Raw genomic sequence first — 16,588 nt, 5'->3', positions numbered from 1 at the left:
CGAATCCGGGGGGGACGTAGTGTAGCTTTTGTAGCTTTCCGAGGTTCGGAGCCCCGCCGACTCGCGCTTGTGCGCAAGGCGGTCCTTTATGGGTTCGCGGCCTGGCCGGCGCCCGCTTTGGGGGTGTCGGCCGCCCCTGCCGTCGCGTCGGCGGCGTTGGTGCCATAAGCGTCGATCAGTGCGAGCAGCGCGGTGGCGGCCTCCTGGCGGCCCGCATGGGCATCATACACCAACGGCGCCACCAGCGCGCGGGCGCGCGACACCTTGCCGGCGCGGAGATATTCGCTCGCGGCGGTCAGGCGCAGGCCGTGATCCTCGGGGGCCATGCTGTGCGCATATTGGATCGCGCCGACGACGCTTGGCCCGGGCGTGTCGCCGAACGCGCGGTAATGCTCGTAGATCAGCAGCATCGGGCGGGGATCGTCGGGGTCGAGCCGGTTGGCGGCGAGCAACGGCGCACGCGTGGCGCGCTTGGTCTGCGGGCTGCGATCGCCCGCGGCGAGCGCAAGCTGGGTCATCGCCATCGACTGGTACAACAGCCCGTTGCGCGATTTGGGATCCGCGGCGACCGAGCGATCGGCCGCCGCCTTGGCCTCGTCGAGATTCCCCGCGTCGAATTCGGCCTCGGCGAGCACCGCCTGGACGAAGGAATGGTCCGGATAGGGCTGCGCCGCCTTGCGGACCTTGGGCAGCAATTTGCGTGCCTGCTCGCGATCGACCCCGCTGGTCGAGACGATATGGACGTCCATCACCGCTTCCTCGGGCGGGGTCAGGCGGCGGACGCTGACGGGCGCGGGCTTGAGCGCGGTCGCGGGGATGCGCACCGCGGTCAGCCGTTTGCCGGTATAGGCGTTCAGGTCGCGGTTGAGCTTTTTGAGATCGCCGAACGCGATCCGGGCGGCGTCGAGGCTGGGCTTTCCCTCGGCCATCGCGCGCAGATAGGCAGCGAGCTGCTTGCCGCGTGGCTTGTCGAAGGTGAGATAGTGCAGCAGCAGCCACCCGCGGCCGTAGAGATTGTCGATGGCTTGCGGGTTCAGGCGGGCGCCGCTGGGATCGAGCAGCCGCTCGATCGGCAATTGCACCGGCGTGAACAGCCCGCGCGCACGATAGAGCGGCGGCGCGCCGATCTGGACGCTGCCGTCGTCGTCGAAGGTGGCGGTGGCGTGGAATTCGGCAAAGCCTTCGGTCAGCCAGGCGGGATAGGCTGCGGTGTAGTTCCGGAACATGAAATGATGGGTGTATTCGTGCAGCAGGACCGCCTCCTCGCTGAGCGCCAGCGTGTCGCGGCTGTCGGCACGGCGCGGCACGAAGGCGACCGACCCACCGGCGCGCGGCACATAGAAGCCGGCGACGTTCGAGCCCCGGTTGAGCCGATCGACCTGCGCGAAACTGTCGACGACATAGATGGTGAGCCGGCCGGCGGGGCCGTCGTCGCGATCGGGGGTTTGGCGCAGGTAGCGCAGCGCGGCGTCGAAGCGCTCGATCTGGTCGGCGATTTTGCGCGCGTCGGCTTCCTTGCCTTCGGCGAGCACGCGGACATGCGGCGTCGTCGCTTCATACCATTCGGCGTGCGCGGTGGCGGGCAGCAGGAGCGCGAGGATTGCCAATAGCCGCTTCATCGATGCACTCCGCTGGTCTTTCGGGAAGGCTAACGCCTTATGCGCGGCGGGGAAACCGGCTAGATCTTGGGCGTGCAGCGATAGACCAATCGCTCATTGGGGAGCGGCGGCAGCGTCGCGCGGATCGCGGCCTGCTGTGTCGCGAGGTTGGCGCGCGGCGCGCCTTCGGGAGCGCAGGTCTTGAGTCCAACCTCGGCGCGCAGCCGGCGCGCGCCCGCCATCTGGCTGGCTGACAGCAGATAGCGGCTGTTGGTGTAGGTGCGCGTCGCGGGGTTGAAGGCGAGCACCGATACCGTCTGTTCGCTCGCGGGCACCAGGATGCGCTCCCAGCCGTCACCCGCCTCGGCATATTGGGTGCGCTCGTTCATGCAGCCATCGGCGCCCCAGTCGATCTGCACATCGTCGGTAGCTGACACCGTCACGCGGCTGCGATCGGGCAGGATCGTGCAGGTCATCGGCCCGAGTGCGGCCTCCTCGACCGGCGCCGGCGGCGATACACCCGCCTCGGCGCGTTCGGGATCGAAGGCGGGGCGGAGCAGGAAGACCAGCACCGCGCCGAGCATCAGCGCGATCCCGGCGATGCCCAGCCCGATCGCCCAGCGGCGCTGGCCGCGGGTTTCGAGCAGGCCTGCCGCGCCGACCAGCAGCGCACCGAGTACCAGCAGCACCGCGGCGATCGCGATGAAATTCTCGCGCGCCAGCTCGGCCGCTTCGCGCGCGGCGACGATCCGCGCGGCGCGCGCGGCTTCGGCGCGTTCGGCGGCTTGCTCGGCACGCGCCGCCTCGGCGGCGTCGGCCTGGCGATCGGTGGCGAGGCGTTCCTCCATGCCGATGCAGCCGCCGCCGACGGTCTGCACCTTCTGCCCCGCCTCGCGCAGGAAGGCGGCGAGCTCGGCATTGGCGATTGCGAAGGCGAACCCCGAATCGCCGTCATCGGCGCGGGTGATCGCCGAATTGACCCCGATCACCCGCCCGCAGCGATCGAGCAGCGGGCCGCCCGAATTGCCGCGCGCGATGCCGGCGGTGTGGAGCAGCACCTGCGTCCCCGCCAGGCTGCGCAGGCCGGCGAAATTGCCCTGCGAGCGTACCGGCGACAACGGAGTGATGAAGTCGGCCGAGCTTTGCGCGGTCGCGAGATCGACATTGCCCGGATAGCCGAGCGACACCAGCAGCTCCCCATCGGTGACCGGGCCGGTATAGAGCGCGAGCGGCGGCAGGCCCGCGCCGCTGAATTCGATCAGCGCGAGGTCGCGATTGGGATCGACCGCGATCAGCCGCCCCTGGAACGAGCGATCGCCTTCGGAGGGGACGACGCCGATCACGACATTGCCCGGATAGCGCGCGGCCAGCTCGACGACATGCGCGTTGGTGACGATCCGGTTCGGCCCCACCGCGAAGCCCGATCCGTGGCCGAAACCGACGACTTCATCCTCGACCACCGCGATCGTGACGATCCGCACCACCCCGCGCCCGGCGGCGGAAATGTCGTCGGCGCGGGCGGGGGTGGCGGCGCACAGGAATAGCGCGATGGCACAGAGCAGCCTCAACACGAAGCGGTATCCGCCGGGTTTCGGGCAGGTTCGATGCGGGGACAGGAAGCCATTATATATACCGTTCGTGCTGAGTAGCGACCGAGTAGGCGAGGCCGTATCGAGGGCGCGTATCGAAGCAGCGCTCCACGCGCCACCCTGTCCTTCGATAGGCCGCCTCGATACGCGGCTGCGCCGCTACTCGGTGGCTACTCAGGACGAACGAGGGAGAGGGCTGCGACCTTGTGCGTACACGGTTCGGAAACGCTTCACGAAGAAGTTGCATACCGGCCCCCCATGTTGCCTGCGCTTTGCTACAGCGCCGATAGCCCTACAAGAAATTATACGGATCGACGTCGACCACTACGCGGACTTTAGCCGACCAATCGACCCCGCCCAGCCAGGCACGGATCGCGTCCTGTACGTCGAAGGCGCGCCTGGCGTGGACCAGCAGGCGGAAGCGGTGGCGGCCGCGGAGCATCGCCAGCGGCGCGGGGGCAGGGCCGAACACTTCCATGCCGTCGATCCGCGGCGCGGCGCGGCCCAGCGCGCGGGCGGTGTCGAGCGCTGCGTCCTTGTCCTCGCTAGACACCACGATCGCGGCGAAGCGGCCAAAGGGCGGGGTGTCCGAATCGCGGCGCGCTTCGGTTTCGGCGGCGTAGAAGCTCTCGGCGTCGCCCGACACCAATGCCTCCATCACCGGCGCGGTCGGCTCGTGGGTCTGGATATAGACATGGCCCGGCTTTTCGCCGCGCCCCGCGCGTCCGGCGACCTGCATGATCTGCTGGAAGGTCCGCTCGGCGGCGCGCAGATCGCCGCCCGCCAGGCCGAGATCGGCGTCGATCACGCCGACCAACGTCAAATTGGGGAAGTGATAGCCCTTGGTCACCAATTGCGTGCCGACGACGATGTCGATCTCGCGCGCCTCCATCCTATGCACGAATTCGGCGGCCTTGGCGGGCGACCAGATCGTGTCCGAGGTGACCACCGCGACCTTGGCATTGGGCCACAATGCCATCGCTTCGTCGGCGATGCGTTCGACGCCGGGGCCGCAGGCGACCAGGCTTTCCTCTTCGCCGCATTCGGGGCAGGCGCGCGGAGTCGGGATGACATGGCCGCAATGGTGGCAGGCGAGGCGGCGGATCAGCCGGTGTTCGACCATCCAGGCGGTGCAATTGGGGCATTGGAAGCGGTGGCCGCAGGTGCGGCAGAGCGTCAGCGGGGCATAGCCGCGGCGGTTGAGGAACAGCAAAGCCTGTTCGCCGCGCTCGAGCGTCTCGTCGATCGCCTTGATCAGGCGCGGTGCGATCCAGCGACCGCGATCGGGGGGCTCGCGCAGCAGGTCGATCGCCTCGATCGCGGGCATTTGCGCGACGCCATAGCGACCGGGCAGCTTGAGTTCGGTATAACGCCCAAGCGCGACCTGCTGGCGAGTCTCGATCGCGGGGGTGGCGGTGGCGAGGATCACCGGGCACCCCTCGAACTTGCCGCGCATCACCGCGACGTCGCGGGCGTGATAATGGACGCCCTCTTCCTGCTTGAAGCTGGTTTCGTGCGCTTCGTCGACCACGATCAGGCCCAGATTGGGATAGGGCAGGAACAGCGCCGAACGCGCGCCGACGGTGACCAGCGCCTGGCCGCTGGCGATCGCGCGCCAGGCGCGGCGGCGCTGCGATTGGCGAAGGTCCGAATGCCACGCCACCGGCTCGCAGCCGAAGCGCGCGTGGAAGCGCTTGAGAAAGGGTTCGGTCAGCGCGATTTCGGGGAGCAGCACCAAGGTCTGCCGACCGGCGGCGATCGCGGCGGCGACCGCTTCGAAATATACCTCGGTCTTGCCCGAGCCGGTGACGCCGTCGAGCAGGAACGGCTGGAACGCGCGCGCATCGACCGCGCGGCAGGCGGTGGCGGCGACCGCTTGCTGGTCGGGCGAGAGATCGGGCGCGCCGAAGCCCGGATCAGGGAGCGGATAGGGATGGTCGATATCGACCTCGATCCCCTCGAGCGCGCCCGCCTTTACCAGTCCGCGCACTACCGCGTCGGAGACATCGGCGATCGTCGCCAGTTCGCGGATAATTCCCTGGCGGTCGCCGATCCGCTCCAGCGCCTGGGTGCGCTGCGGGGTGAGGCGATCGGGGACGTGGCCGGTGGCGCGATATTCGATCGCGAGCTTTGCCCCTTCGAGTGCCGACGTAGAGGCGAGCGCCATCCGCAGTACGCTCGCCATCGGGGCAAGGTAATAATCGGCGGTCCATTCGATCAACCGGCGCAGATTGGCCGGGATCGGCGGCGCGTCGGCGACGCCGAGCAGGTTGCGCAGGCGGCTGTCGCCGATTTCCTCGGTCGGCAGCCGATCGGCTTCCCAGGCGACGCCGAGCAACTGGCGCGGGCCGAGCGGGGCGATAACGATCGACCCGGGCGCGACGTCCATCCCGTGCGGCACGCGATAGTCGAGCGGGCCGAGCGCGGAATTCATGACGATGACGCGAGCGCGGGAGGAGGACATTACCGGGGTATATCGGGGATTGCACGGCGCGGGGGAAGGGTAGGGTTGGGTGAGGGGGCTCTGCTCGCTGGAAGAGAGGGGCTGGCGTTGCTTCTCCCCTCCCTGGAAGGGAGGGGCTGGGGGTGGGTAGAGGCCTGGGGTTACGGCTAGATCTCGAAAGAGGCTGCCGTATCGCGAGCACTCGACCCACCCCCGACCCCTCCCTTCCAGGGAGGGGGAAGTTAGTCGGGCGTCCAGAGCAATTGGACGAACGCTATGTGGTCGATTGCGGCGCGGCGACCGTCGATCGGGGCGTCATACTGGTTCAGATACGCCAGCTCGAGCCGGAGCGACTTCGCCACGGGTACCCGCATCCCCGCCTGGTTGCGCATCCGCGCCCAGCCGCGCTGGCGGCTCCAGTCGGCGTGGGTGGCGAGGAAGCTTTCGTGGCTGATCGCAAGCTGCGGCGCGTCGGTATCGCCGAGCGGGATGCGCAGGCTCAGCCGCGGGCGGGCGCGATACTGGATATCGCCGCCGTCGTTGCGGAAGCGCTGTTCGGTCTGGAGCTGGAAGCGAAGCTCGCTGCGGCCGATCGCGGCGATCGGCATCGCTATCCGTTGGCGTAGCCGGTTCTCCAAGGTCTTTGGCGCATCGGTTTCGGATTCGTTGCGCTGATAGCCCCAGGACAGCGCGACGTCGCCGGGCAGCGTGTGGGTAACATAGAGTGCCTGCAGCGATTCGTAGAAGCCGCCATCGGCATCCGAAAAGCGCACGGTCGTGTCGATCTCGAGCTTGAGATCGTCCTCGATCGGCAGCTGGGCCGAGGTCATGATCCACAGTTGCGCGTCCTGTTCCTGCGCCGCGGCGGGCGCCGCAACCAGTAGCAAGGGAACGATCAGGCTTCGCATCGCGTTGGGTTTCCAGGGTGTACGCTCCTCGTCCCAGGCGATATGAGCGCGTTGCCGGTCGCCTAAAGCGGCCACCCCCATCGCTCAATCGAAATCGGGAATGCTGCAGCCATGAAATTCTTCGCCGACACCGCCGACGTGAACGACATCCGCGACCTGGCCGAAGCCGGGCTGCTCGACGGCGTGACCACCAACCCGTCGCTGATCCACAAGGCGGGGCGCGACTTCATCGAGGTCGTCACCGAAATCTGCAGCATCGTCGACGGCCCGGTATCGGCCGAAGTCGTCGCGCTCGATTATGCCGGGATGATGCGCGAGGCCGAAATCCTGCGCAAGATCGCGGGCAATGTCGCGGTCAAGGTGCCGCTGACGATCGACGGGCTGAAGACCTGCAAGTCGCTGACCGACGACGGTACGATGGTGAATGTGACGCTATGCTTTTCGGCGAATCAGGCGCTGCTGGCGGCAAAGGCGGGGGCGACCTTTATTTCGCCGTTCGTCGGCCGGCATGACGATAACGGCTTCGACGGCATGCAGTTGATCGGCGACATCCGGCTGATCTACGACAATTACGCCTTCGACACCGAAATCCTGGTCGCCAGCGTTCGCCACCCGATCCATGTGCTTGAAAGCGCGCGGATCGGCGCCGATGTGATGACGGCGCCGCCTTCGGTGATCCGCCAGCTGGTCAAGCATCCGCTGACCGACAAGGGGATTGAGGGATTCCTGGCCGATTGGGCGAAGACCGGGCAGAAGATCGGCTGAACCTAGAGGCCTGCCCGGCACCCCGGCCTTGTGCCGGGGGCCACCGGGGGGCTGCCGATGACGACACGGGCGTTCTTTCCCTGACGGCATACCCCGTTGGGCTCTGGGCCCCGGCTCAAGGCCGGGGTGACGGGTTGGGGGAGCGACACCGGCCTTCTGGTCTAGTACCACATCCGCCATGTCCATCCCGCTCCCCCTGGCTTTTGCCCAGCATCTTGCCCGCGATCGGCGACGATCGGTGCACACGGTGCGGGCTTATGAAGCGACGGCGGTTCGGCTGGTCGCGTTCCTGCAGTCGCATTGGGGCGAGGCGATCGATGCCGCCGCGCTTGGCCGGATCAGCACCGCCGATCTGCGCGCGTTCCTGGCGATGCGGCGCGGCGAGGGGCTGACCAACGCCTCGACCGCGCGCGAATTATCGGCGGTGCGCGCTTTTCTGGACTTCGCCGGAGTCGCCGAGCCCCGGATCAAAGGGCCGCGCGTCAAGAAGGGCGTGCCGCGCCCGATCGCCCCCGACGAAGCCGTCGCGCTGGCCGAAGAGGTTGAGGAGGACGCGAGCGAACCGTGGATCGGCGCGCGCGATTTCGCGGTGCTGATGCTGCTCTATGGCGCAGGCCTGCGGATCGGCGAGGCGATGGGGCTGACCGGCGCGGTGCTGCCGCTGGGCGATACGCTGGTCGTGACGGGCAAGCGCGCCAAGACACGGATGGTGCCGCTGTTGCCGCAGGTGCGCGATGCGATCACCGCCTATGTCGCTGCCTGCCCCTATGCCACGGCGCGCGGGCTGCCGCTGTTTCGCGGGGCTAAAGGGGGGGCGCTGTCGCCCGGTATGATCCGGGTTGCGGTGCGCAAGGCGCGGGTGCGGCTGGGGCTGTCCGACCGGACGACGCCGCATGCGTTGCGGCACAGCTTCGCGACGCATCTGCTGGGGCGCGGGGCCGATCTTCGCTCGCTACAGGAGCTGCTCGGCCATGCGAGCCTCAGTTCGACGCAGGTCTATACTGCGGTCGATGCGGCGCATCTGATGGACGTGTACCGCAATGCCCATCCGCGCGCCTAACCACGGCGGGGCGTCGGTTCAGCGCGGCTTGGGCTTCCAGGTCAGCACGCGGATGACGTACCACAGCAGCAGCACGACGATCACGCCGGTCGAGACCGGCCCAAGATAACGATCGACGTCCTCGTAATTGCTGCCAAGAATATAGCCGGCTGTCGCTAGGCCCGCAGTCCAGCCGAAGGTGCCAAGCGTCGACCAGAACAAGAACGGCTTCCACGGCATCTCGAACAGTCCGGCGGGAATCGACACCAGCGATCGCACTGTTGGTAGCATTCGGCCGAGAAACACGAACCATTTGTCGTAACGGTCGAAAAAGGCATCCGCGCGTTTGAGCTCGCGCCAGTCGAGCGTCAGCCAGCGGCCATACCGATCGATCAGCGGCTGGAACCGATCATAGCCGAGCCAGCGCGCAAACGCATACCAGGCGATGTTCCCCGCCATCGCGCCGATCGTGCCGGCGACGATCGCGCCCCACAACGTCATCGTGCCGCGCGCCGCCTGCAACCCGGCCAGCGACATGATGATCTCCGACGGAATCGGCGGGAATACCGTTTCGAGGAACATCAGCAACATGACCCCGAGATACGAGGATTGTTCGATCAGTTCGCGTACCCAATCAGCCACGTTGCGCTACCTTTGCTTCGATGACGTCGAAAATCGCACCCGCGGTGTCGGTGCCGTTGAACCGGTCGATCGCGACGATGCCGGTGGGGCTGGTGACGTTGATTTCGGTCAGCCATTCGCCGCCGATCACGTCGATGCCGACGAAGATCAGCCCGCGCCGCTTGAGTTCGGGGCCTAGCTCGGCGCAGATCTCGCGCTCGCGCTGGGTGAGTTCGGTGGCTTCAGCCGAGCCGCCGACCGCCAAGTTCGATCGGATTTCGCCTTCGCCGGGCAAACGGTTGATCGCGCCGGCGATCTCGCCATCGACCAGCACGATCCGCTTGTCGCCCTTGGCAACGTCGGGAAGGAACGCCTGGACCATATGCGGCTCGGGCCAGGTCATGTTGAACACCTCGATCAGCGCCGACAGGTTCTGGCCATCGGCGTCGACCTTGAAGATCGCCTTGCCGCCATTGCCGTGGAGCGGCTTGATGACGACCGAACCGTGCTTGGCGAGGAAGGCGCGCGCCTCGTCGAGGCTGCGGGTGACGAGCGTCGGCGGCATGAAATGCGCGTAATCGAGGACGAACACCTTTTCGGGCGCGTTGCGGACCTGCGCGGGATCGTTGACCACCAACGTCCGGTCGGTGATCCGCTCGAGCAAATGGGTTGCGGTGATATAGCCGAGGTCGAAGGGCGGATCCTGTCGCATCAGCACGACATCGGCTTCTTCGCCCAGATCAAGCGACACCGGGTCGCCGGCGGTGAAGTGGTTGCCCGGCTCGGGGCGCACCGTGACCGGATGCGCCTTGGCCCAGACGCGGCCATCGGCATAGTTCAGCGCATCGGCGGTGTAGTGGAACAGCCGGTGGCCGCGCGCCTGTGCGGTCAGCATCAGCGCGAAGGTCGAATCGCCGGCGATGTTGATGCCGGCCAGGGGGTCCATCTGGACTGCGACGGTAAGCGACATTGCGGCCTCCTTGCCCCTTGACCGTCACCCCAGCGAAAGCTGGGGTCTCGAGCCGCGGGAGACCCCAGCCTTCGCTGGGGTGACGGTGTTGGATGCGCATCTAGAAGCGGATCGCGGCAAAGTCACCCGATCCAGGCATTCTCGATATGGCGGGGCGGATGGCCGGGGGCGAGCAGCAGCACATCGACGCGCATATCGTCGCCGGGCTTGAGGTAGCAGGGGGCGAGCATCTCGGCGGCAGCGGCGACGCGCGCGAGGCGGCGTTCATCGATCGCGAAGTCCAGCCCGCCGGCGGTGGCGCGGGTTTTCACCTCGACGAAGGCGACGAGTTTCTTACGGCGGACGATGAGGTCGACTTCGCCGGCGGGGGTGCGGATTCGGGTGTCGAGGATCGTCCAGCCCTGGGCGGCGAGGTAGGCGGCAGCTTCGGCCTCGCCATCGCGGCCGCGTTGATCGGCGGCGCGGCGAAGCACACTCCCCTCCCGCGTGCGGGAGGGGGCGGGGGAGGGCTTGTCAGTTATGCGCCTCGGCATCGTCGGACAGGCCCTCCCCTAGCCCCTCCCGCGGGCGGGAGGGGGACTTTAGTGCCATTGCCCTGGCGTAGAGCATCTTGCGGTCGAGCCCCAGGCGCTTGGCGACCTCGCCCGCGGCCTTCGAGGCGGGCAGGCGTGTGAGCGCTTCGGTCAGCGCGGCGTCGCCGTCTTCGTCGCTGGCGGGTTCGGGCGCGCCGGGCGGGGCGACGATGACGACGATCTCGCCCTTGGGCGGCGCATCGGCATAGCGCGCGGCAAGCTCGGTCAGCGTGCCGGTGACGCATTCCTCGAACTTCTTGGTGATCTCGCGCGCTACCCCTGCCTCGCGGTCGCCCAGGCCCTCGGCGAGCGCGGTCAGGCAGGCGGCGAGGCGCGGCCCCGATTCGTAGAGCACCAGCGTCGCGCGGATGCCGGCCACCTCGGCGATCGCCTCGGCGCGAGCCTGTTGTTTCGAAGGCAAGAAGCCGACGAACAGGAAGCGATCGGTGGGTAGTCCCGCCAGCGTCAGTGCTGCCACCGCCGCGCAAGGACCGGGGACGGTCGCCACCAGATGCCCCGCGGCGCGCGCATCGCGCACCAGCTTGTAGCCCGGATCCGAGATCAGCGGCGTGCCCGCGTCGGACACCAATGCCACGACTTCACTGCCCATGCGCGCGATCAACCCTGGGCGCACCGCGTCGGCATTGTGATCATGATAGGGGGTCATTGGGCGCTTCACGCCGATATGGCGGAGCAACCCCGCGGTCACGCGGCTGTCTTCCACCGCGATGATCGCGGCGTTGCTCAGCACCTGCGCGGCGCGCGGCGACAAGTCACCGAGATTGCCGATCGGGGTGGCGACGATATAGAGACCGGGCAATAGTTCGGCGTGCATCAGGGGACTCACATGGCAGACGGCGTTACCATCCGGCAACGGGGAATGGGGTTTTTCCGCGTTGCGACGATCGCGACCGCAATGCTGGTGAGTGCTTGCGCCGGCGTCGTCCCGCGCGGCGCCCCCCCGGGGCGGCAGCCGCCCCCGGTCGATCGTCCCGTGCCCACCCGCCCTGCGCCGGTCACCCCGGGGCTGCCGCAGGACGATAGCCGCCACCGCGTCGCGTTGCTGGTGCCACTGACCGGCACCAATGCGCGCGTCGGCCAGAGCCTGGCCAATGCCACCCAGCTCGCCTTGCTCGACACCAAGAGCGAAGCGGTGCGGATCACCAATTATGATACCGCGCGCGGCGCGGCGGCGGCGGCGCAGGCGGCGATCCGCGACGGCAACCGGCTGATCCTGGGGCCGCTGCTCGCCGAGGACGTCCGCGCGGTCGCGCCGATCGCGCGCGCGGCGCGGGTGCCGGTATTGAGCTTCTCGAACGATACCGATGTCGCGGGCGATGGCGCGTTCGTGATGGGCTATACCCCCGCGCAGTCGATCGACCGCGTCGTAGAACATGCGCGGCGTTCGGGGGTGACCCAGTTCGCCGGGCTGATCCCGACCGGCTTGTATGGGCAGCGTGCATCGACCAGCTTCTTGCGCGCGGTCGAGGATGCCGGCGGGCAGGTGGTGTCGCTCCAGACCTTCGATCGCAATCCGCGCTCGATCTCGGCGGCGATTACCAAGCTGTCGGCGACCTCGCCCTATCAGGCGGTGCTGATCGCCGATGGCGTCCAGACCGCCGCGGGCGCGGTGCCGGTGCTTCGCCGCAGCGAAGGCGGGCGTACCGCGCGCGTGCTCGGCACCGAATTATGGAACGCCGATTCGGGGGTCGGCGGCAACGCCGCGCTCAACGGCGCCTGGTATGCGAGCGTGTCGAACGACCTGTACCGCCAATATGCGGGTAAATATCGCGCGCGCTTCGGCAGCGCGCCGTATCGGCTGTCGAGCATGGGCTATGATGCGGTGCTGCTGACGGTGCGGATCGCGCGCGACTGGCGTGTGGGCAGCGTGTTCCCGATGAGCCGGCTGACCGACAATGACGGGTTCGCCGGGTTGGACGGCCCGTTCCGCTTCGGTCGCGACGGGATCGCCGAGCGCGCGCTCGAGGTGAACGAGGTGCGCGGTGGCAGCACGGTGACGGTGTCGGAAGCACCGAAAGCGTTCGGGCGGTAGCTTGTGCTCCCCTCCCTGAAAGGGAGGGGCTGGGGGTGGGTCGAGTATTTGTGGTACGGCCGGTCCGGAGGCTGCGGCGACCGTATCGCCCGGACCAGACCCACCCCCGACCCCTCCCTTTCAGGGAGGGGGGCAGTCTAGTTCGTGACGATCTCGCGCAGGATCGCTTCGAGCACGGGCATGCCGGTTTCGGTGATGCGCAGCCGTTCGTCTTCAAGCGTCGCCAGCCCCTGCACCTGCAGCAACCACAACGCCTTGCGGTCGACCGGCGCTTCGCCGCTTGCCAGCGCCGCCACGCGCGCCAGATCGACCCCCTCGGCCATGCGAAGCCCCATCACCAGCGCTTCGGTCGCCGATTCATGCGGGGTGAGCGCGTCCTCCGTCGACAGGCCATGTGCGTTGCGATCGACTGCCGTCAGCCAGTTTTCGGGCTTCTTGTGGCGCACGGTCGCCAGCCCACCGCGGCGGCCGTGCGCGCCGGGGCCGATGCCGGCATAGTCGCGATAGCGCCAATAGGTCAGGTTGTGCCGGCTCTCGGCGCCCGGTCGCGCGTGGTTCGAAATCTCGTAGGCGGGCAGGCCCGCGGCGGCGGTGAGGGTGCGCGTCAGTTCGAACAGGTCGGCGGCGTCGTCTTCGCCCGGGATGACGAGGTCGCCCTTGGCGGCCAGCGTGGCGAAGCGCGTGCCGGGTTCGATCGTCAACTGGTACAGCGACAGATGCTCGGTGCCGAAGCCGATCGCGCGGGCGAGTTCGGCCTCCCATGCCGTAAGCGACTGGCCGGGGCGCGCATAGATCAGGTCGAACGATACCCGCGCGAACGCAGCCTGCGCGGTTGCCAGCGCCGCCAGCCCTTCATCGACCGAATGCGCGCGGCCGAGAAACGCCAGCGCCTGGTCGTCGAGCGCCTGCAGCCCGAGCGATACGCGATTGACCCCGGCGCGTGCGATATCGGCGAAGCGCGCCGCCTCGACCGAGGAGGGATTGGCCTCGAGCGTGATCTCGCATTCGGGCTCGAGCCCCCAATGCCGGTCGGCCGCCTCGATCAGCGCTGCGACGGTGGCGGGGGGCATCAGCGAGGGCGTGCCGCCGCCGAAGAAGATCGACCCTACCTTGCGTCCGGGGAGCAGTGCAGCCTCATGCGCCATGTCGGCGAGCAACGCCGCGCGCCAGCGATCCTGGTCGACGCTGTCGCGGACATGGCTGTTGAAGTCGCAATAGGGGCATTTCGAGATGCAGAACGGCCAGTGGATGTAGAGCGCGAGGGGATCGGGTGCCGTTGCGCCGACAAGCCCCGTCACCCCAGCGAAAGCTGGGGTCTCTCCGTTGGCGAGAGACCCCAGCTTTCGCTGGGGTGACGGGATGTCGGCGGGAGTGCCCCTGTCGGTCAGAATACTGCCTTCACCAATTGGCCGAAGGCATCGGCGCGGTGGCTCATCGCGTGTTTCTTGGCCGGGTCCATTTCGCCAAAGGTTTCGGTTTCGCCATTGGCGAGGAACATTGCGTCATAGCCAAAGCCCTGATCCCCGCGGGGCGGCCATACCAGCACACCGTCGACGCGGCCTTCGAACCATTCGACATGGCCGTCGGGCCAGGCAAGCGCCAACGCGCAGATGAAATGCGCGTCGCGTCCTGGCGCGGGTTCGATCGCCGCCAGCTTGTTCTCGACCAGCCGCATCGCGACGTCGAAATCCTTCGACGGTCCCGCCCAGCGCGCCGAGAAAATGCCCGGATCGCCGCCCAGCGCCTCGACGCACAGCCCCGAATCATCGGCGAGCGCGGGCAGGCCCGACAGGTCGGCGGCCTGCATCGCCTTCAGTTCGGCATTGGCGACGAAGGTGGTGCCGGTCTCCTCGGGCTCGGGCAGGTCGAGCTCGGCGGCGGACACCGGCTCGATCCCCAGCGGCCCCAGCAGCGCGCGGATTTCGCGCACCTTGCCCGGATTGTGGCTGGCGATGACCAGCCGGCCCGGCGTCAGCTTGCGGATCGCCTGGGGAACCGGGCCTTCCCCGCTCACCGGCCGATGGCCTTACGCTGCGCGGCGAAGATTTCGGTACAACCGATCCGCGCGAGGCGAAGGAGGCGAAGCAGGCCTTCCTCGTCATAGGTCGCGCCCTCGGCGGTCGCCTGCGCCTCGGCGATCGAGCCATTGTCGAGGAGCACGAAATTGGCGTCGGCATCGGCGCCCGAATCCTCAGGATAGTCGAGGTCGAGCACCGGGGTGCCCTGATAGATGCCGCAGCTCACCGCCGCCACCTGATGCACGATCGGATCGGTCGTCAGCTTGCCCTCGGCCAGCAACTTGTCGACCGCGATCCGCAGCGCCACCCAAGCGCCCGAGATCGAGGCGGTGCGGGTGCCGCCATCGGCCTGGATCACGTCGCAATCGAGCGTGATCTGGCGCTCGCCCAGTGCCTTCATGTCGGTGACCGCGCGCAAGCTGCGGCCGATCAGCCGCTGGATTTCCTGGGTGCGGCCCGATTGCTTGCCCTTGGCGGCCTCGCGGTTGCTGCGGGTGTGGGTCGAGCGTGGCAGCATGCCATATTCGGCGGTGACCCAGCCTTCGCCCTTGCCGCGCAGGAACGGCGGGACGCGCTCTTCGATGCTGGCGGTGACCAGCACCTTGGTGTCGCCGAAGCCGATCAGCACCGAACCTTCGGCGTGGCGGGTGAAATTGGGCTCGATCGTGAGCGGGCGCATCTGATCGGGGGCGCGGCCGGATGGGCGCATGGGGGAGTCTCCTTGGGGTTTGGCTGGGGGATAGTGTGAGCGCGGTGTGAGCGCCAGCCCTTCTCCCCTCCCCGGAAGGGAGGGGCCGGGGGTGGGTGGGGTGCTCGTGGTACGGATGGGTGGAGACTGAGGGTGCCATCGCTCCTGGACCCGACCCACCCCCAACCCCTCCCTTTCAGGGAGGGGAGTAAGAAGCGCTCCCTTCGCTGGGGTGACGGATGGGGTGCGACGCGCCTACATACTAGTCATGACCCCGATCACCGAAATGACCGACCGCGCGCGCGACGTGTTCCGTATCGTGGTCGAATCCTATCTCGAAACCGGGCTGCCCGTGGGTTCGCGGACCTTGTCGAAGATTTCGGGGCTCAGCCTGTCGCCCGCCTCGATCCGCAACGTCATGCAGGATCTCGAGGAGCTCGGCCTGCTCGCCGCGCCGCATGCGAGCGCGGGGCGGATGCCGACTCATAGCGGCTTGCGGCTGTTCGTCGACGGCATGATGCAGAGCCACGAACCCTCGCCCGAGGAGCGCGCGGCGATCGAGGGGCGCGCGGGCGAGCGCGGCCCGGTCGAGGAGGCGCTGGCCAACACCACCGCGGTCCTCTCGGGGCTGTCGGCGTGCGCTGGGCTGGTGCTGGTGCCCAAGCGCGAACCGGTGCTCAAGCAGTTCGGCTTCGTGCCGCTGAGCCATGACAAGGCGCTCGCGGTGTTGGTGGGCGACGACGGATCGGTCGAGAATCGCGTCGTCGAATTGCCCCCGGGCATGGGGCCGGGCGCGCTCGAGGAGGCCGCCAATTATATGTCGGCGACGCTTGCGGGGCTGACGCTGGCCGAGGCGCGCGCACGCATCGACCGCCAGATCACGCAGGAGCGCGCCGAACTCGACGCGACCGCGCGGACGTTGGTCGAGCGCGGGCTGGCGGTGTGGAGCGAGGATGGCGATCGCCGCCCGGTGCTGATCGTGCGCGGCCAGGCGCGGCTGATCGACAATTCGGCGGCCGAGGATCTCGACCGCGTGCGCCAGCTGCTCGACGAGCTCGAGGGCAAGCAGGAAATCGCGCGGCTGCTCGACAGCGCGCGTGAGGGCGATGCCGCGCGGATATTCATCGGATCGGAGAATAAATTGTTCGCGCTGTCGGGCTCGTCGGTGATCGCCAAACCGGTGCGCGCGATGGACGGAAGGGTGGTCGGCGTCGTCGGCGTGATCGGCCCTACTCGGTTGAACTACGCGCGCGTCGTGCCCATGGTGGACTTCACGGCCGCGACGATCGCGCGGCTACTTGGCTGAACCAGGCACGAAACAGGA

The 16,588-nt window shown here is 68.1% G+C and carries 15 protein-coding genes; 4 read left to right on the top strand and 11 right to left on the bottom strand.

All coding sequences use genetic code 11. The features are described from left to right. Positions 1-86: 86 nt before the first annotated feature. The 4 genes from OKW76_RS09020 to OKW76_RS09005 all read right to left on the bottom strand — a co-directional run bounded on the left by OKW76_RS09020 (position 87) and on the right by OKW76_RS09005 (position 6,538). Entirely contained in the window at positions 87-1,619 is a 1,533-nt protein-coding gene (locus OKW76_RS09020; RefSeq protein WP_265548586.1) for a hypothetical protein, read from the bottom strand. Positions 1,620-1,678: 59 nt separating this feature from the next. Continuing rightward, entirely contained in the window at positions 1,679-3,169 is a 1,491-nt protein-coding gene (locus OKW76_RS09015; RefSeq protein ID WP_416221801.1) for a S1C family serine protease, read from the bottom strand. A gap of 310 nt (positions 3,170-3,479) precedes the next feature. Then, a complete protein-coding gene (locus OKW76_RS09010; RefSeq protein WP_265548584.1) occupies positions 3,480-5,651 on the bottom strand; it encodes a primosomal protein N' in 2,172 nt (723 codons plus the stop codon). A 221-nt stretch (positions 5,652-5,872) separates the two neighbouring features. After that, positions 5,873-6,538 carry a DUF2490 domain-containing protein gene (locus OKW76_RS09005; RefSeq protein ID WP_265548583.1) on the bottom strand — a complete coding sequence of 222 codons (666 nt, stop codon included), beginning with the start codon at positions 6,536-6,538 and terminating at the stop codon, positions 5,873-5,875. Between the two features lie 111 nt (positions 6,539-6,649). Between OKW76_RS09005 and fsa the strand changes: the two genes are divergently transcribed. Both fsa and OKW76_RS08995 read left to right on the top strand, forming a co-directional pair. Further along, positions 6,650-7,303 carry a fructose-6-phosphate aldolase gene (gene fsa / locus OKW76_RS09000; RefSeq protein WP_265548582.1) on the top strand — a complete coding sequence of 218 codons (654 nt, stop codon included), beginning with the start codon at positions 6,650-6,652 and terminating at the stop codon, positions 7,301-7,303. Positions 7,304-7,481: 178 nt separating this feature from the next. Then, on the top strand, positions 7,482-8,363 hold the full coding sequence (locus OKW76_RS08995) for a tyrosine recombinase XerC (RefSeq protein WP_265548581.1): 882 nt from the start codon (positions 7,482-7,484) through the stop codon (positions 8,361-8,363). An 18-nt stretch (positions 8,364-8,381) separates the two neighbouring features. On the opposite strand, the gene OKW76_RS08990 is transcribed toward OKW76_RS08995, so the two are convergent. From OKW76_RS08990 to rsmI, 4 genes are all read right to left on the bottom strand, one after another. Next, the gene (locus tag OKW76_RS08990) at positions 8,382-8,984 is read right to left on the bottom strand and encodes a DedA family protein (protein WP_265548580.1); all 603 of its coding nucleotides are present in this window, start codon (positions 8,982-8,984) and stop codon (positions 8,382-8,384) included. Then, positions 8,977-9,933, bottom strand: a complete 957-nt coding sequence (gshB, locus tag OKW76_RS08985) for a glutathione synthase (protein ID WP_265548579.1) — start codon at positions 9,931-9,933, stop codon at positions 8,977-8,979. The genes OKW76_RS08990 and gshB overlap by 8 nt, the downstream gene beginning before the upstream one ends. A 122-nt stretch (positions 9,934-10,055) precedes the next feature. Continuing rightward, positions 10,056-10,406: a YraN family protein gene (locus tag OKW76_RS08980; RefSeq protein WP_265548578.1), complete on the bottom strand. Its 351-nt coding sequence runs from the start codon at positions 10,404-10,406 to the stop codon at positions 10,056-10,058. Between the two features lie 40 nt (positions 10,407-10,446). After that, a complete protein-coding gene (rsmI, locus tag OKW76_RS08975) occupies positions 10,447-11,340 on the bottom strand; it encodes a 16S rRNA (cytidine(1402)-2'-O)-methyltransferase (protein WP_265548577.1) in 894 nt (297 codons plus the stop codon). A 12-nt stretch (positions 11,341-11,352) separates the two neighbouring features. Here rsmI and OKW76_RS08970 point away from each other — a divergent pair, with 12 nt between their 5' ends. Further along, positions 11,353-12,558 carry a penicillin-binding protein activator gene (locus OKW76_RS08970; RefSeq protein ID WP_265548576.1) on the top strand — a complete coding sequence of 402 codons (1,206 nt, stop codon included), beginning with the start codon at positions 11,353-11,355 and terminating at the stop codon, positions 12,556-12,558. A 137-nt stretch (positions 12,559-12,695) separates the two neighbouring features. On the opposite strand, the gene hemW is transcribed toward OKW76_RS08970, so the two are convergent. From hemW to rph, 3 genes are all read right to left on the bottom strand, one after another. Continuing rightward, a complete protein-coding gene (hemW, locus tag OKW76_RS08965; protein ID WP_265548575.1) occupies positions 12,696-13,856 on the bottom strand; it encodes a radical SAM family heme chaperone HemW in 1,161 nt (386 codons plus the stop codon). Positions 13,857-13,942: 86 nt separating this feature from the next. Further along, positions 13,943-14,572, bottom strand: coding sequence for an RdgB/HAM1 family non-canonical purine NTP pyrophosphatase (rdgB, locus tag OKW76_RS08960; RefSeq protein WP_265548574.1), 630 nt, complete (start codon positions 14,570-14,572; stop codon positions 13,943-13,945). Then, positions 14,569-15,285 (bottom strand): ribonuclease PH, encoded by a 717-nt coding sequence (gene rph, locus OKW76_RS08955; protein WP_265548573.1) that lies wholly within the window; start codon positions 15,283-15,285, stop codon positions 14,569-14,571. The genes rdgB and rph overlap by 4 nt, the downstream gene beginning before the upstream one ends. Positions 15,286-15,532: 247 nt before the next feature. Here rph and hrcA point away from each other — a divergent pair, with 247 nt between their 5' ends. Then, positions 15,533-16,570 (top strand): heat-inducible transcriptional repressor HrcA, encoded by a 1,038-nt coding sequence (hrcA, locus tag OKW76_RS08950; protein ID WP_265548572.1) that lies wholly within the window; start codon positions 15,533-15,535, stop codon positions 16,568-16,570. The last annotated feature ends 18 nt before the right edge of the window (positions 16,571-16,588 follow it).

The sequence above is a fragment of the Sphingomonas sp. S1-29 genome, from assembly GCF_026167545.1.
Classification (GTDB): Bacteria; Pseudomonadota; Alphaproteobacteria; order Sphingomonadales; family Sphingomonadaceae; genus Sphingomonas.
Note: the sequence above shows the minus strand (reverse complement) of the source record. Positions and strands in the feature narration are given on the sequence as shown.

What these genes read in the sequence shown, in the direction of transcription:
- OKW76_RS08970 (WP_265548576.1), top strand. Translation starts at nt 11,353, where the DNA reads ATGGCAGACGGCGTTACCATCCGGCAACGGGGAATGGGGTTTTTCCGC.
- OKW76_RS08995 (WP_265548581.1), top strand. Translation starts at nt 7,482, where the DNA reads ATGTCCATCCCGCTCCCCCTGGCTTTTGCCCAGCATCTTGCCCGCGAT.
- OKW76_RS09020 (WP_265548586.1), bottom strand. Translation starts at nt 1,619, where the DNA reads ATGAAGCGGCTATTGGCAATCCTCGCGCTCCTGCTGCCCGCCACCGCG.
- OKW76_RS09010 (WP_265548584.1), bottom strand. Translation starts at nt 5,651, where the DNA reads ATGTCCTCCTCCCGCGCTCGCGTCATCGTCATGAATTCCGCGCTCGGC.
- fsa (WP_265548582.1), top strand. Translation starts at nt 6,650, where the DNA reads ATGAAATTCTTCGCCGACACCGCCGACGTGAACGACATCCGCGACCTG.
- hrcA (WP_265548572.1), top strand. Translation starts at nt 15,533, where the DNA reads ATGACCCCGATCACCGAAATGACCGACCGCGCGCGCGACGTGTTCCGT.
- rph (WP_265548573.1), bottom strand. Translation starts at nt 15,285, where the DNA reads ATGCGCCCATCCGGCCGCGCCCCCGATCAGATGCGCCCGCTCACGATC.
- rsmI (WP_265548577.1), bottom strand. Translation starts at nt 11,340, where the DNA reads ATGCACGCCGAACTATTGCCCGGTCTCTATATCGTCGCCACCCCGATC.
- gshB (WP_265548579.1), bottom strand. Translation starts at nt 9,933, where the DNA reads ATGTCGCTTACCGTCGCAGTCCAGATGGACCCCCTGGCCGGCATCAAC.
- OKW76_RS09005 (WP_265548583.1), bottom strand. Translation starts at nt 6,538, where the DNA reads ATGCGAAGCCTGATCGTTCCCTTGCTACTGGTTGCGGCGCCCGCCGCG.